The 12,845-nt window shown below is 44.9% G+C and carries 26 protein-coding genes; all 26 read right to left on the reverse strand.

Going from position 1 to position 12,845, the window contains the following annotated elements; genetic code table 11:
• Window positions 1-205 precede the first annotated feature (205 nt).
• Window positions 206-601: a 50S ribosomal protein L17 gene (gene rplQ / locus ACWXWT_RS08510; RefSeq protein WP_011635664.1), complete on the reverse strand. Its 396-nt coding sequence runs from the start codon at window positions 599-601 to the stop codon at window positions 206-208.
• 40 nt (window positions 602-641) lie between these two features.
• Window positions 642-1,631 carry a DNA-directed RNA polymerase subunit alpha gene (locus tag ACWXWT_RS08515; RefSeq protein ID WP_011635663.1) on the reverse strand — a complete coding sequence of 330 codons (990 nt, stop codon included), beginning with the start codon at window positions 1,629-1,631 and terminating at the stop codon, window positions 642-644.
• Window positions 1,632-1,655: 24 nt separating this feature from the next.
• Window positions 1,656-2,276, reverse strand: a complete 621-nt coding sequence (gene rpsD, locus ACWXWT_RS08520; protein WP_456041181.1) for a 30S ribosomal protein S4 — start codon at window positions 2,274-2,276, stop codon at window positions 1,656-1,658.
• 32 nt (window positions 2,277-2,308) lie between these two features.
• Window positions 2,309-2,701: a 30S ribosomal protein S11 gene (gene rpsK / locus ACWXWT_RS08525; RefSeq protein ID WP_011635661.1), complete on the reverse strand. Its 393-nt coding sequence runs from the start codon at window positions 2,699-2,701 to the stop codon at window positions 2,309-2,311.
• 17 nt (window positions 2,702-2,718) lie between these two features.
• Window positions 2,719-3,075 carry a 30S ribosomal protein S13 gene (rpsM, locus tag ACWXWT_RS08530; RefSeq protein ID WP_011635660.1) on the reverse strand — a complete coding sequence of 119 codons (357 nt, stop codon included), beginning with the start codon at window positions 3,073-3,075 and terminating at the stop codon, window positions 2,719-2,721.
• Between the two features lie 116 nt (window positions 3,076-3,191).
• Complete coding sequence (rpmJ, locus tag ACWXWT_RS08535; protein WP_006083579.1) at window positions 3,192-3,305, reverse strand: 50S ribosomal protein L36; 114 nt, start codon at window positions 3,303-3,305, stop codon at window positions 3,192-3,194.
• A 23-nt stretch (window positions 3,306-3,328) separates the two neighbouring features.
• On the reverse strand, window positions 3,329-4,669 hold the full coding sequence (secY, locus tag ACWXWT_RS08540) for a preprotein translocase subunit SecY (RefSeq protein WP_137224592.1): 1,341 nt from the start codon (window positions 4,667-4,669) through the stop codon (window positions 3,329-3,331).
• Between the two features lie 7 nt (window positions 4,670-4,676).
• Complete coding sequence (rplO, locus tag ACWXWT_RS08545) at window positions 4,677-5,111, reverse strand: 50S ribosomal protein L15 (RefSeq protein WP_124017684.1); 435 nt, start codon at window positions 5,109-5,111, stop codon at window positions 4,677-4,679.
• A 4-nt stretch (window positions 5,112-5,115) separates the two neighbouring features.
• Window positions 5,116-5,298, reverse strand: a complete 183-nt coding sequence (rpmD, locus tag ACWXWT_RS08550; RefSeq protein WP_137224586.1) for a 50S ribosomal protein L30 — start codon at window positions 5,296-5,298, stop codon at window positions 5,116-5,118.
• 6 nt (window positions 5,299-5,304) lie between these two features.
• Window positions 5,305-5,808: a 30S ribosomal protein S5 gene (gene rpsE, locus ACWXWT_RS08555; protein ID WP_137224583.1), complete on the reverse strand. Its 504-nt coding sequence runs from the start codon at window positions 5,806-5,808 to the stop codon at window positions 5,305-5,307.
• 12 nt (window positions 5,809-5,820) lie between these two features.
• Complete coding sequence (rplR, locus tag ACWXWT_RS08560) at window positions 5,821-6,171, reverse strand: 50S ribosomal protein L18 (protein ID WP_011635655.1); 351 nt, start codon at window positions 6,169-6,171, stop codon at window positions 5,821-5,823.
• Between the two features lie 10 nt (window positions 6,172-6,181).
• Window positions 6,182-6,715 (reverse strand): 50S ribosomal protein L6, encoded by a 534-nt coding sequence (gene rplF / locus ACWXWT_RS08565; protein ID WP_456041182.1) that lies wholly within the window; start codon window positions 6,713-6,715, stop codon window positions 6,182-6,184.
• Between the two features lie 10 nt (window positions 6,716-6,725).
• Window positions 6,726-7,118 (reverse strand): 30S ribosomal protein S8, encoded by a 393-nt coding sequence (gene rpsH, locus ACWXWT_RS08570; protein ID WP_456041183.1) that lies wholly within the window; start codon window positions 7,116-7,118, stop codon window positions 6,726-6,728.
• Window positions 7,119-7,142: 24 nt separating this feature from the next.
• Window positions 7,143-7,448: a 30S ribosomal protein S14 gene (gene rpsN, locus ACWXWT_RS08575; RefSeq protein ID WP_456041184.1), complete on the reverse strand. Its 306-nt coding sequence runs from the start codon at window positions 7,446-7,448 to the stop codon at window positions 7,143-7,145.
• Window positions 7,449-7,458: 10 nt separating this feature from the next.
• Window positions 7,459-7,998 carry a 50S ribosomal protein L5 gene (gene rplE, locus ACWXWT_RS08580; protein WP_011635651.1) on the reverse strand — a complete coding sequence of 180 codons (540 nt, stop codon included), beginning with the start codon at window positions 7,996-7,998 and terminating at the stop codon, window positions 7,459-7,461.
• Between the two features lie 13 nt (window positions 7,999-8,011).
• A complete protein-coding gene (gene rplX / locus ACWXWT_RS08585) occupies window positions 8,012-8,326 on the reverse strand; it encodes a 50S ribosomal protein L24 (protein WP_456041185.1) in 315 nt (104 codons plus the stop codon).
• Between the two features lie 10 nt (window positions 8,327-8,336).
• Entirely contained in the window at window positions 8,337-8,705 is a 369-nt protein-coding gene (gene rplN / locus ACWXWT_RS08590; RefSeq protein ID WP_011635649.1) for a 50S ribosomal protein L14, read from the reverse strand.
• Window positions 8,706-8,882: 177 nt separating this feature from the next.
• Window positions 8,883-9,131, reverse strand: a complete 249-nt coding sequence (rpsQ, locus tag ACWXWT_RS08595; RefSeq protein ID WP_124017688.1) for a 30S ribosomal protein S17 — start codon at window positions 9,129-9,131, stop codon at window positions 8,883-8,885.
• A complete protein-coding gene (gene rpmC, locus ACWXWT_RS08600) occupies window positions 9,131-9,322 on the reverse strand; it encodes a 50S ribosomal protein L29 (RefSeq protein ID WP_137224566.1) in 192 nt (63 codons plus the stop codon). The genes rpsQ and rpmC overlap by 1 nt, the downstream gene beginning before the upstream one ends.
• On the reverse strand, window positions 9,322-9,732 hold the full coding sequence (gene rplP / locus ACWXWT_RS08605) for a 50S ribosomal protein L16 (protein ID WP_101033724.1): 411 nt from the start codon (window positions 9,730-9,732) through the stop codon (window positions 9,322-9,324). The genes rpmC and rplP overlap by 1 nt, the downstream gene beginning before the upstream one ends.
• 11 nt (window positions 9,733-9,743) lie before the next feature.
• The gene (gene rpsC / locus ACWXWT_RS08610; RefSeq protein ID WP_456041186.1) at window positions 9,744-10,433 is read right to left on the reverse strand and encodes a 30S ribosomal protein S3; all 690 of its coding nucleotides are present in this window, start codon (window positions 10,431-10,433) and stop codon (window positions 9,744-9,746) included.
• Between the two features lie 12 nt (window positions 10,434-10,445).
• Window positions 10,446-10,778 (reverse strand): 50S ribosomal protein L22, encoded by a 333-nt coding sequence (rplV, locus tag ACWXWT_RS08615; RefSeq protein WP_456041187.1) that lies wholly within the window; start codon window positions 10,776-10,778, stop codon window positions 10,446-10,448.
• A 15-nt stretch (window positions 10,779-10,793) separates the two neighbouring features.
• Window positions 10,794-11,072, reverse strand: a complete 279-nt coding sequence (gene rpsS / locus ACWXWT_RS08620) for a 30S ribosomal protein S19 (RefSeq protein ID WP_006083596.1) — start codon at window positions 11,070-11,072, stop codon at window positions 10,794-10,796.
• A 14-nt stretch (window positions 11,073-11,086) separates the two neighbouring features.
• Window positions 11,087-11,911, reverse strand: coding sequence for a 50S ribosomal protein L2 (gene rplB, locus ACWXWT_RS08625; protein WP_456041188.1), 825 nt, complete (start codon window positions 11,909-11,911; stop codon window positions 11,087-11,089).
• Window positions 11,912-11,927: 16 nt separating this feature from the next.
• Complete coding sequence (rplW, locus tag ACWXWT_RS08630; RefSeq protein WP_124729276.1) at window positions 11,928-12,230, reverse strand: 50S ribosomal protein L23; 303 nt, start codon at window positions 12,228-12,230, stop codon at window positions 11,928-11,930.
• Window positions 12,227-12,832, reverse strand: coding sequence for a 50S ribosomal protein L4 (gene rplD, locus ACWXWT_RS08635; protein ID WP_456041189.1), 606 nt, complete (start codon window positions 12,830-12,832; stop codon window positions 12,227-12,229). The genes rplW and rplD overlap by 4 nt, the downstream gene beginning before the upstream one ends.
• Window positions 12,833-12,845: the final 13 nt, after the last annotated feature.

Here is a 12,845-nt window from a genome sequence, read left to right on the forward strand (position 1 = left end):
CTCTCAGGTATTCCACTTCTGTGTTACATCGATTTAAAAGGCAACAACCATTTCTACATCAATGTGCCTTGAATTGAAAAACCTGAGAGACTCTGAACTGACCAGATATTTAATGAGATTGGTATAAGAGAGAACATTACCTACTATAAAATTAACACATAAAAAAACCGAGCCTAAGCTCGGTTTTTAATTGAGTAATTAAAAATTACTCAGCAGCTTCAACTTCAACAGCTTCAGCAGCTTCAGGGCGACCTACTAACTCGATGTAAGCCATTGGGGCTTTATCACCGGTACGTAGACCACACTTAAGAATACGAGTGTAACCACCAGGACGTTCCTGGAAGCGTGGACCCAATTCAGTAAATAACTTACCTACAACTTCAGCGTCGCGGGTACGAGCGAAAGCTAAACGGCGATTTGCAACGCTGTCAACTTTAGCAAGTGTTATTAGAGGTTCAACTACGCGACGCAGTTCTTTCGCTTTAGCTACAGTTGTCTTGATAATCTCATGACGAACTATTGAGCAAGCCATGTTACGGAACATAGCTTGGCGATGACTGCTGTTGCGGTTTAGTTGACGACCACTCTTACGATGGCGCATGACCTAATCCTTATAACCTAAATCTGTACTAACCTGAGACTTATAGGTCGTCAGCTAAACTAGCCGGTGGCCAGTTTTCTAGACGCATACCTAACGACAGTCCGCGAGACGCTAAAACATCCTTAATTTCAGTAAGAGATTTCTTACCTAAGTTAGGGGTCTTAAGCAGCTCAACTTCAGTGCGTTGTACCAGATCTCCGATGTAATGAATCGCTTCGGCTTTTAAACAGTTAGCCGAACGTACAGTTAGCTCTAAATCGTCGACAGGACGCAGCAAAATCGGATCAAACTCCGGTTTCTCTTCTACAACTGCCTGCTCAGTCACATCACGTAATTCAACAAACGCATCTAGCTGTTCAGCTAAAATAGTTGCAGAACGACGAATTGCTTCCTCAGGATCAATAGTACCATTTGTGGTCATATCAATCACAAGTTTATCTAAGTCAGTACGCTGCTCTACACGTGCGGCTTCTACATTATAAGCAATGCGAGCTACAGGCGAGAATGAAGCATCAACCAGCAAACGACCAATTGGGCGATCATCGTCTTCAGTCTGTGCACGAGCCGAAGCAGGCACATAACCACGACCACGCTCAACGCGGATACGCATGCTGATATCATTATTACCAGTCAAGTGACAGATAACATGATCAGGATTCACGATGGTAACATCACCATCATGTGTGATATCTGCTGCTGTAACAGGGCCTGTGCCGGACTTGCTTAATGTAAGCAAAGCCTCGTCTTTACCCTCGATTGTCACTGCTAATCCCTTAAGATTAAGCAATATCTCAAGGATATCTTCTTGTACGCCTTCCTTACTGCTGTATTCGTGCAGCACACCGTCTATTTCGACTTCAGTAACTGCACAGCCGGGCATAGACGACAATAGGATGCGACGCAACGCGTTACCTAAGGTATGGCCAAAACCACGTTCTAGTGGCTCTAGTGTAACTTTGGCGCGAGTTGAATTAACCTGCTCAATATCAACGAGACGCGGTTTAAGAAATTCTGTAACAGAACCCTGCATTGTGTCCTCTCTTGTTTGTTAGCCTTACTTAGAGTAAAGCTCGACGATCAGCTGTTCGTTAATATCCGCAGACAAATCGCTACGTTCTGGAATACGCTTGAAAGCACCTTCCATTTTTGCATTGTCGACTTCTACCCATGTAGGCTTTTCGCGTTGTGAAGACACTTCTAAAGCCGCTTTAATACGAGCTTGAGTACGTGACTTTTCACGGATGCTTACAACATCATTCGCAGACACTTTGAATGACGGAATGTTAACAACACGACCGTTAACCATAACAGATTTATGGCTTACTAGCTGACGTGATTCTGCACGAGTAGATCCAAAACCCATACGATAAACAACGTTATCTAGGCGGACTTCTAAAAGTTGTAATAGGTTTTCACCAGTATTACCTTTTAGGCGTGCAGCTTCTTTGTAATAGTTACGGAATTGCTTTTCTAGCACACCATAAATACGACGAACTTTTTGTTTCTCGCGTAGCTGAATACCATACTCAGACAAACGTGGCTTACGTGCGCCATGTTGTCCAGGTGCAGCTTCTAGCTTACACTTCGAATCGATTGCTCTCACACCGCTTTTTAAGAAAAGGTCTGTACCTTCTCTGCGGCTGAGCTTGAGCTTGGGACCCAAGTATCTTGCCATGATCTTTCTCCAACTATCCTATATACGCAGTGTTATACACGACGTTTTTTAGGTGGACGACAGCCATTATGAGGGATAGGCGTCACATCGGTAATGTTGGTAATTTTATAACCAACAGCGTTCAGCGCACGAATGGCTGATTCACGACCTGGACCAGGACCCTTCACGAAAACTTCAAGGTTTTTAACACCGTAGTCTTGAGCAGCAATACCTGCACGCTCTGCAGCAACCTGCGCAGCGAATGGTGTTGATTTACGTGAACCACGGAAACCAGAACCACCTGAGGTAGCCCATGACAACGCATTACCTTGACGATCTGTAATGGTGACAATTGTGTTGTTGAAAGACGCATGGATATGAGCCATGCCATCTGCAACCTGTTTACGTACGCGCTTACGCGGAGAACGTGACGGAACTTTAGCCATTTTGGTTTACCTTCCCGTTACTTTCTAATTGGTTTACGTGGACCTTTACGCGTACGCGCATTGGTCTTAGTACGTTGCCCACGAAGAGGCAGGCTACGACGATGGCGGAGACCACGATAACAACCAAGATCCATAAGACGCTTGATGTTCATTGAAATCTCACGACGCAAGTCACCTTCTACAGTGTATTTGGCGACTTCTTCGCGTAGGATATCTATTTGAGCTTCGCTCAATTCCTTGATCTTAGCATCTTCAGCAATTGAAGTAGATGCGCAGATTGCTCTAGCGCGTGTACGTCCAATACCAAAAATAGCAGTCAACGCAATGACTGTATGCTTTTGATCAGGAATGTTAATGCCAGCGATACGGGCCACTATGCACTCCTTAAAGTTAAAGGCTATCTGCGAAAAGCCCGAAAGGATACTCGACAGACAACAAATTTGCAAACAATATTTTGGTCAGCCCATTATTGAGCTGACCAAACTTCTTTCTAGCCTTGACGCTGTTTGTGTTTAGGTTCAACACAGATTACACGTACAACACCACTACGCTTGACGATCTTGCAGTTACGGCAGATCTTCTTCACGGAAGCTCGAACTTTCATTTCATCACTCCGTAAAAGCAATCTTATTTACCAAAACGATCTAAATTCGCTTTGTTGACAAGATTAGCTTTCTTCATCACAGACTCATACTGATGAGACATCATATGGGTCTGAACCTGAGCCATGAAGTCCATGATTACGACTACTATAATCAGTAGTGAAGTACCGCCAAAATAGAACTGTACTTTCCACGCAATTAACATGAACTCCGGAATTAAGCAGATAAAGGTAATATACAACGCACCCGCTAAGGTTAAACGTGTCATCACTTTATCAATGTAACGCGAAGTCTGTTCTCCGGGACGGATCCCAGGAATGAATGCACCACTCTTTTTCAAGTTATCAGCTGTTTCACGAGGGTTAAACACCAACGCAGTATAGAAGAAACAGAAAAAGATAATTGCTGTCGCGTACAATAATGAATACAGCGGTTGTCCTGGAGACACAGCTAAAGCGAAATCGCTTAACCATGACATAGACTCATTTTGACCAAACCACTGAGCCAGTGTGCCTGGAAACAAAATAATGCTGGATGCAAAAATTGGTGGAATCACACCTGCCATATTTATTTTTAATGGTAAATGGGTGCTTTGCGCTGCAAAAACCTTACGGCCTTGTTGGCGCTTCGCATAGTTAACGACAATACGACGTTGACCACGCTCCACAAATACCACTAAATAAGTTACAGCAAATACGATAACCGCGAGCAACAGTAGTACCAATACATTCATGTCACCTTGACGCGCCTGCTCGGCTGTTGAGCCGATGGCCGATGGTAAACCTGCAACAATACCTGCAAAAATTAAAATTGAGATACCATTACCAATACCACGTTCGGTAATTTGTTCGCCTAGCCACATAAGGAACATCGTTCCTGTCACTAAACTCACAACTGCAACAAAGTAAAAACCAAATCCGGGATTGGCTACAAGGCCAGGCATCAGATTTGGTAAACCCGTTGCAATACCAACAGATTGCAGCGTACCCAACACAAGTGTGCCATATCGAGTATATTGACTGATCTTCTTACGTCCTGATTCGCCTTCTTTTTTCAATTCAGCGAGTGCAGGATGCACAACAGTCAATAATTGCATAATAATAGATGCCGAAATGTACGGCATGATACCTAATGCAAAGATAGAAGCACGCTCTAAAGCACCACCCGAGAACATGTTAAACATGCCAAGGATGGTATCTTTTTGCTGGGCAAACAGATCTGCCAATACAGCTGCGTCAATACCAGGAATTGGTACAAACGAACCGGCTCTAAAGACGATAATCGCACCAATCACGAACAGAAGACGTGTTTTCAATTCAGACAAACCGCCTTTCGCGCTTTTTAAATCAAGTCCTGGTTTTGCCATCGACGTATTATTCCTCGATCTTGCCACCGGCAGCTTCAATAGCTGCACGAGCACCTTTGGTTACCTTCAGACCTTTTACAGTCACTGGGCGGTCAATGGTACCTGAAAGAACGATTTTCGCAAACTGGATGTTGCGAGTAATAACGTTCGCATCTTTCAGTGCATTCAAATCGACAACATCACCGTTAACTTTTGCTAGTTCGAGTACACGAACTTCAGCTGTTACCAAAGCGCGACGCGAGGTAAAGCCAAACTTAGGTAGACGGATCTTAAGTGGCATTTGACCACCTTCGAAACCGACGCGAACGCCGCCGCCTGAGCGAGACTTCTGACCTTTATGGCCACGACCCGCTGTTTTACCTAAACCTGAACCTATACCACGGCCTACACGCTTAGGAGCAGATTTAGAACCTGCTGCTGGAGATAGAGTATTTAGACGCATTATCTTATTCCTCCACCGAAACCATGTAGTACACCTTATTAATCATACCGCGAACTGAAGGTGTATCTTCAACTTCAACAGTGTGACCAATGCGGCGTAAGCCTAAACCGGTTAAGGTTGCACGGTGTTTTGGTAAACGACCAATGCTGCTTTTAGTCTGTGTGACTTTTAAAGTTTTAGTAGCCATGGTGCATTACCCCCGAATTTCATCAACATTCAGGCCACGTTTTGCTGCGATTTGAGCTGGTGACTTCATGTGCACCAACGCATCGACAGTTGCGCGAACGATGTTGATCGGGTTAGTAGAACCGTATGCTTTTGACAGAACGTTATGAACGCCTGCTACTTCCAATACGGCACGCATTGCGCCACCGGCAATAATACCGGTACCCTCTGATGCTGGTTGCATATAAACTTTAGAACCAGTATGGCGACCTTTAACTGGGTGATGCAAAGTACCTGCATTCAACTCCACTGTTACCATATTACGACGGGCTTTTTCCATTGCTTTTTGAATAGCAGCTGGAACTTCACGCGCTTTACCATAGCCATAGCCGATCTTACCATTACCATCACCCACTACTGTTAGTGCTGTGAAGCTAAAGATACGACCGCCCTTAACTACTTTAGAAACACGATTAACTGCAATTAATTTCTCTTGCAGATCGTCTTTTTGCTGAGCTTCTAATTTAGCCATTTTTATAACCCCTTAGAACTTCAGGCCAGCTTCACGAGCGGCATCTGCTAATGCAGCAACACGACCATGATACTTGAAACCAGAACGGTCGAACGCAACTGTTGCTACGCCCTTCTCGATCGCACGCTCAGCAACAATTTTACCTACTGCTTTAGCCGCATCAACGTTACCGGTACTCTTTAGTAGCTCTTTAACCGCTTTTTCAACGGTTGAAGCAACTGCCAACACCTGAGCTTCAGGATTGATCACCTGAGCATAAATGTGACGCGGTGTACGATGTACAACCAGACGATTCACGCCCAGCTCTTGGATCTTCTTACGTGCACGTAACGCGCGACGTAAGCGAGATGTTTTCTTATCCATATCGCGTTACCTACTTCTTCTTAGCCTCTTTACGGCGTACTACTTCGTCGTCATAGCGAACACCTTTACCTTTATAAGGCTCTGGTGGACGGTATCCGCGAATTTCAGCAGCAACCTGGCCAATAACTTGTTTATCAACGCCCGAAAGCACGATTTCAGTTTGGCTAGGACACTCTGCAGTAACGCCTGCGGGCAGTTTGTGTACTAATGGATGTGAGAAACCCAATGTTAAGTCTAAGTCACTACCAGCAATTTTTGCACGGTAACCTACACCAACTAGTTTAAGTTTTTTCACAAAACCTTGAGATACACCAACAACCATGTTGTTTACCAATGCACGTGCAGTACCAGCCTGTGCCCAAGCGTTAGCAACGCCATCGACAGGAAGAAACTTTACTTGCGCATCTTCGATAACAACATTTACCGCATTGTTGATTACTCGAGTCAGACTTCCTTTACTGCCTTTAACAGTTAAAGTCTGTTCGTTTAAAGTCACCTCTACGCCAGCAGGAACAGTGACTGGTGCTTTTGCAACACGAGACATTTCTAGCTCCTTACGCTACGTAGCAGATAACCTCGCCACCCGTGCCATTCTGGCGGGCGGCACGATCAGTCATCAAGCCTTTAGAAGTGGACACAATTGCGATACCCAGCCCGCCCATCACCTTTGGTAGCTCGTCTTTACCTTTGTAAATACGAAGACCAGGGCGACTTACACGCTGGATAGTCTCAACGACTGGTTTGCCTTGAAAATACTTTAACGTAATTTCTAATTCAGGCTTAGCTTCATCTGCTACGGCGTAGTCAGTAATGAAACCTTCATCTTTAAGTAATTTCGCAATTGCTACTTTTAACTTAGCTGAAGGCATCTTTACAGATACGTGGTTAGCAGCTTGGCCGTTACGAATACGGGTTAACATATCCGCAATAGGATCTTGCATGCTCATATTAGCTTACTCCGTGACAAGTGCTTACCAGCTGGCCTTACGCAGACCAGGAACTTCACCACGCATGGTAGCTTCACGTAATTTAATACGGCTTAAGCCGAATTTACGTAAAAAACCATGTGGGCGACCAGTTTGATTACAGCGATTGCGTTGACGCGCAGCGCTAGAATCACGTGGTAGAGCTTGTAACTTAAGTACAGCTTCCCAGCGATCTTCGTCAGAAGTTGCAGGACTGCTGATAATAGCCTTAAGTGCTAAACGCTTTTCAGCATATTTAGCTACGAGCTGTGCACGCTTTGCTTCACGTGCTTTCATAGATGTTTTTGCCATTATGCTACCCTTATTTCTTGAATGGGAAGTTAAAAGCGTCTAACAAAGCACGACCTTCTTCATCATTCTTCGCAGTAGTAGTGATAACAATATCCATACCACGAATTTTATCGATTTTATCATAATCGATTTCTGGGAAGATGATCTGCTCACGCACGCCCATTGCGTAATTACCACGGCCATCAAACGCTTTAGCGCTTAAGCCACGAAAATCACGAATACGTGGTATTGCAATGTCAACTAAACGCTCTAAAAATTCCCACATACGCTCACCGCGTAGGGTTACTTTACAGCCAATAGGGTAGCCTTCACGGATTTTAAAACCAGCAACTGATTTACGAGCAACAGTTACAATTGGTTTCTGGCCAGCGATTGCAGTCATGTCACGGAGCGCATGCTCCATAACTTTCTTATCTGCAACTGCTTCGCCCACACCCATGTTCAGGGTGATTTTTTCAATCCGAGGGACTTGCATGACACTGCTATAACCGAACTTTTTAGCTAGTTCAGCGACTACAGTCTCTTGATATTTATCATGCAGTTTCGCCATCGTTTACTCCAAATTACTTAACGAGTTCGCTGTTCGATTTAAAGAAACGGACTTTTTGGCCGTCTTCAAATCGGAAACCAACACGATCTGCCTTGCCTGTGGCTTGGTTAAAGATCGCAACGTTTGATGCTTGAATCGGTGCTTCTTTCTCGATAACGCCGCCAGTCACACCCAATTGAGGGTTAGGCTTTTGGTGTTTTTTAACAAGATTGAGGCCTTCAACAATTAACTTACCAGTAGGTAAAACTTGAGTAACCTTACCGCGGCTACCTTTGTCTTTACCTGCTAATACAATTACTTCGTCTTCGCGACGGATTTTAGCTGCCATTTGAAGCTCCTTACAGTACTTCTGGTGCCAGCGAGACAATTTTCATGAATTTATCATTACGCAATTCACGTGTCACTGGGCCAAAGATACGAGTACCAATCGGTGCAAGGTTTGCGTTAAGCAAAACCGCTGCATTCCGATCGAAGCGAATGACAGAACCGTCTGGACGACGTACGCCTTTCTTAGTACGGACTACCACCGCGTTATATACATCACCTTTCTTCGCTTTAGCGCGAGGAATTGCTTCTTTAACAGAAACTTTGATGATGTCGCCGATACCGGCATAACGACGATGAGAGCCACCCAAGACCTTAATACACTGAACTCTGCGTGCGCCGCTGTTACATGCGACGTCTAGAGTCGATTGCATTTGGATCATTTCAAGTGCTCCGCTATCGTTACTACACAATCCCACTATGGGACTATATTTGAACCAAATTTAAGTAATAATTTACTCAAAAATGGCGCGCAAGTATAACACCACATTTTAAGAATGCATAGCAAAAAAAACAAACGGCCCCAAAAACTGGAGCCGTTTACGTTAACCTAATAAAAATTAGGCTTTTGTTACTACTTCAGCTAGTGTCCAAGACTTAGTCTTAGACAGAGGACGACACTGGCTAATTGCCACGAAATCCCCTTCATTACACTGATTAGTTTCGTCATGTGCATGGATCTTAGTAGTACGCTTAATGTACTTCCCATAAATAGGATGTTTCACTTGGCGCTCAATAGCAACAGTAATAGACTTGTCCATTTTGTTACTAATTACTTTACCTTGCAAAGTACGGATTTTATCAGACATTACGCACCTGCCTTAGAAGTAATAATGGTCTTAACACGTGCAATGTTACGACGCACTAGTTTCAATTGATGTGTTTGGCTCAACTGACCAGTAGCGTGTTGCATACGCAGGTTAAACTGCTCACGCAGCAGACCAAGTAATTCAGCGTTAAGATCTTCAACGCTCTTTTCTCTTAGTTCGCTCGCTTTCATTACATCACCGTCTTAGTTACGAAGGTAGTCTTCAGTGGAAGTTTGGCTGACGCCAAAGCAAAGGCTTCACGAGCCAACGCTTCAGGAACACCATCCATCTCATAAAGAACCTTACCAGGTTGAATCTGACATACCCAGTATTCAACGTTACCTTTACCTTTACCCATACGCACTTCAAGAGGCTTAGAGGTAATTGGCTTGTCAGGGAAAACTCGAATCCAAATTTGTCCTTGACGTTTAACATGACGTGTCATGGCACGACGTGCAGATTCGATTTGACGAGCAGTTAAACGGCCACGGCCGACTGCTTTCAAACCGAAAGTACCAAAGCTAACTTCAGTACCGTTCGCTAGGCCGCGGTTGCGGCCCTTGAACATCTTGCGAAACTTCATACGTTTAGGTTGCAGCATAAAAGTTTCTCCTATTTACCACGAGGCTTACGCTTAGGTTGCTGCTTAGGCTCTTCAATAGCAGGTATTAAACCGTCTAGAACTTCACCTTTGAAGATCCAAACTTTAATACCAATCACACCATATTGAGTGTGACTTTCTGCAGTTGAGTAGTCGATATCAGCACGTAGGGTATGCAAAGGTACACGACCTTCACGATACCATTCAGAACGTGCGATTTCAGCACCGCCTAAACGGCCGCTCACTTCTACTTTGATACCTTGAGCACCAATGCGCATTGCATTCTGTACCGCGCGCTTCATAGCACGACGGAACATAACACGACGCTCTAACTGCTGAGCAATAGAGTCAGCAACGAGCTTAGCGTCTAATTCAGGCTTACGGATCTCAGCGATGTTGATTTGAGCAGTAGTGCCTGTGATTTTAGACACATGTGCACGTAATACTTCAACGTCTTCACCTTTCTTACCAATCACAATACCTGGACGGGCAGTGTGAATCGTAACGCGGATGCTTTTCGCTGGGCGTTCAATGACAATCTTAGATACTGATGCGGCTTTTAACTTTTCAGTTAAATATTGACGCACTTCCCAGTCGCTGTTCAGATTATTTGCATAGTCTGACTTATCTGCGTACCAGGTAGAGATCCAAGGCTTAGTGATACCCAGACGGATACCATTAGGATGTACTTTCTGTCCCATTGCTCTCTTCTCCTAGCGATCTGATACAACCACAGTAATGTGGCTGGTACGCTTCATGATACGATCAGCGCGGCCTTTAGCACGTGGCATGATACGCTTCATTGTTGGGCCTTCATCTACGAAGACGGCTCCAACTTTAAGCTCATCAATGTCAGCACCTTCGTTGTGTTCGGCGTTTGCGATAGCTGAGTCAAGTACTTTTTTAACTAGTACGGCGGCTTTCTTGGGGCTGAATGTCAAGATTTCGAGGGCCTTAGAAACAGGCAATCCGCGAACTTGATCAGCAACTAGACGGGCCTTCTGCGCAGACGTACGAGCAAAACGATGTTTAGCTAAAACTTCCATCTTATTCCTCCCGTATTAACGCTTCTTCGCTTTCTTATCTGCAGCATGGCCGCGATAAGTGCGAGTTGGTGAAAATTCACCAAGCTTGTGGCCGATCATTTCGTCAGTTACGAACACAGGTACGTGCTGACGACCATTATGGACAGCGATGGTCAACCCAATCATATTAGGGATGATCATTGAGCGACGAGACCAAGTCTTAATTGGCTTTTTGTCTCCCGCTTCCATCGCTTTCTCTACCTTCTTCAGCAAGTGCAGGTCAATGAAGGGACCTTTCTTGAGAGAACGTGGCATGGCGAATCCTCTTACTATTTATTACGACGACGTACGATGTACTTGTCAGTGCGCTTGTTGCTACGAGTTTTATAACCCTTAGTCGGCACACCCCATGGACTCACTGGATGACGTCCACCAGAAGTACGGCCTTCACCACCACCATGTGGATGGTCTACTGGGTTCATTGCAACACCTCGAACTGTAGGGCGTATGCCTCTCCAGCGCTTAGCACCTGCTTTACCTAATTGGCGTAACATGTGCTCGGCATTACCAACTTCACCAAATGTCGCGCGGCAATCTACTGGAACTTTACGCATTTCGCCAGAGCGAAGACGTAGAGTTGCATAGGCACCGTCACGAGCAACAACTTGTACATAAGCACCAGCTGAACGTGCGATCTGAGCGCCTTTACCAGGCTTCATTTCAACAGCGTGTACAACACTACCTACTGGAATGTTGCGTAACGGTCTAGCGTTACCAGTCTTGATTTCTGCATCCAAACCAGATTGGATTGGGTCGCCAGCTTTCATGCCTTTTGCAGCAAGAATATAACGACGCTCACCATCGGCATACAATACTAACGCAATATGCGCTGTACGGTTTGGATCGTATTCAAGACGTTCAACTTTCGCAGGGATACCGTCTTTGTTGCGTTTAAAGTCAACAATACGATAGTGCTGCTTATGTCCACCACCTACGTGGCGTACAGTGATACGGCCAGTATTGTTACGGCCACCACTTTTAGTTTTTTTCGCCAACAGGCCAGCAAAAGGTTTACCCTTATGCAGGTCCGTATTCACCACTTTAACTACGTGGCGACGACCTGGAGAGGTTGGCTTACACTTAATAACTGCCATGATAATTCTCCTTTGCTTATTCAGCGCCGCCGACGAAATCAATGTCAGCACCAGCAGCTAAAGTAACATAAGCTTTTTTCCAATCGCTACGACGACCTACACGGCCACCGGTACGTTTGGTTTTGCCTTTATTAACTAAAGTGCGAACCGAATCAACTTCAACTTCAAATAGCTTCGCTACTGCAGCTTTAATCTCTGCTTTAGTTGCATCGATTGCTACGCGGAAAACTACAGTGTTGTTTTTCTCAGCAACCACAGTGCTCTTTTCAGAGATATGCGGAGCAAGAATCACTTTTAGCAAACGTTCTTCGCGGATCATGCTAGCATCTCCTCGATTTGCTTCACTGCATCAGCAGTAACAAGAACAGTGTTGAACGCAATGAGACTTACTGGGTCTAGACCCGCCACGTCACGAACGTCAACCTTGTATAAGTTGCGAGCTGCTAAGAATAAATTCTCATCAACTTCTGCAGTAACAATTAGAACGTCTTCTAGTTGCATTTCTTTCAATTTAGCTTTCAGCTCTTTAGTTTTAGGAGCTTCAACACCAAAAGATTCGACAACAACTAAACGCTCTTGACGTACCAATTCAGAAAGAATGCTCTTAAGAGCACCACGGTACATCTTCTTGTTAACTTTTTGGCTATGATCTTGAGTTTTAGCAGCGAATGTTACGCCACCGCCACGCCAGATTGGGCCTTTAACACTACCGGCACGAGCGCGGCCTGTGCCTTTTTGGCGCCAAGGCTTTTTGCCTGAGCCAGTTACTTCTGCACGTGTCTTTTGGGCACGGGTGCCCTGACGTGCATTTGCAGCGTACGCTACAACTACCTGATGAACCAGTGCCTCGTTAAAGTCACGGCCGAAGGTAGTTTCGGAAACTTCAAGAGCGCTCTGCGCGTCTTTCAATACCAATTCCATTACTATCTCCTCA

The sequence above is a fragment of the Shewanella sp. A22 genome (assembly GCF_053850585.1).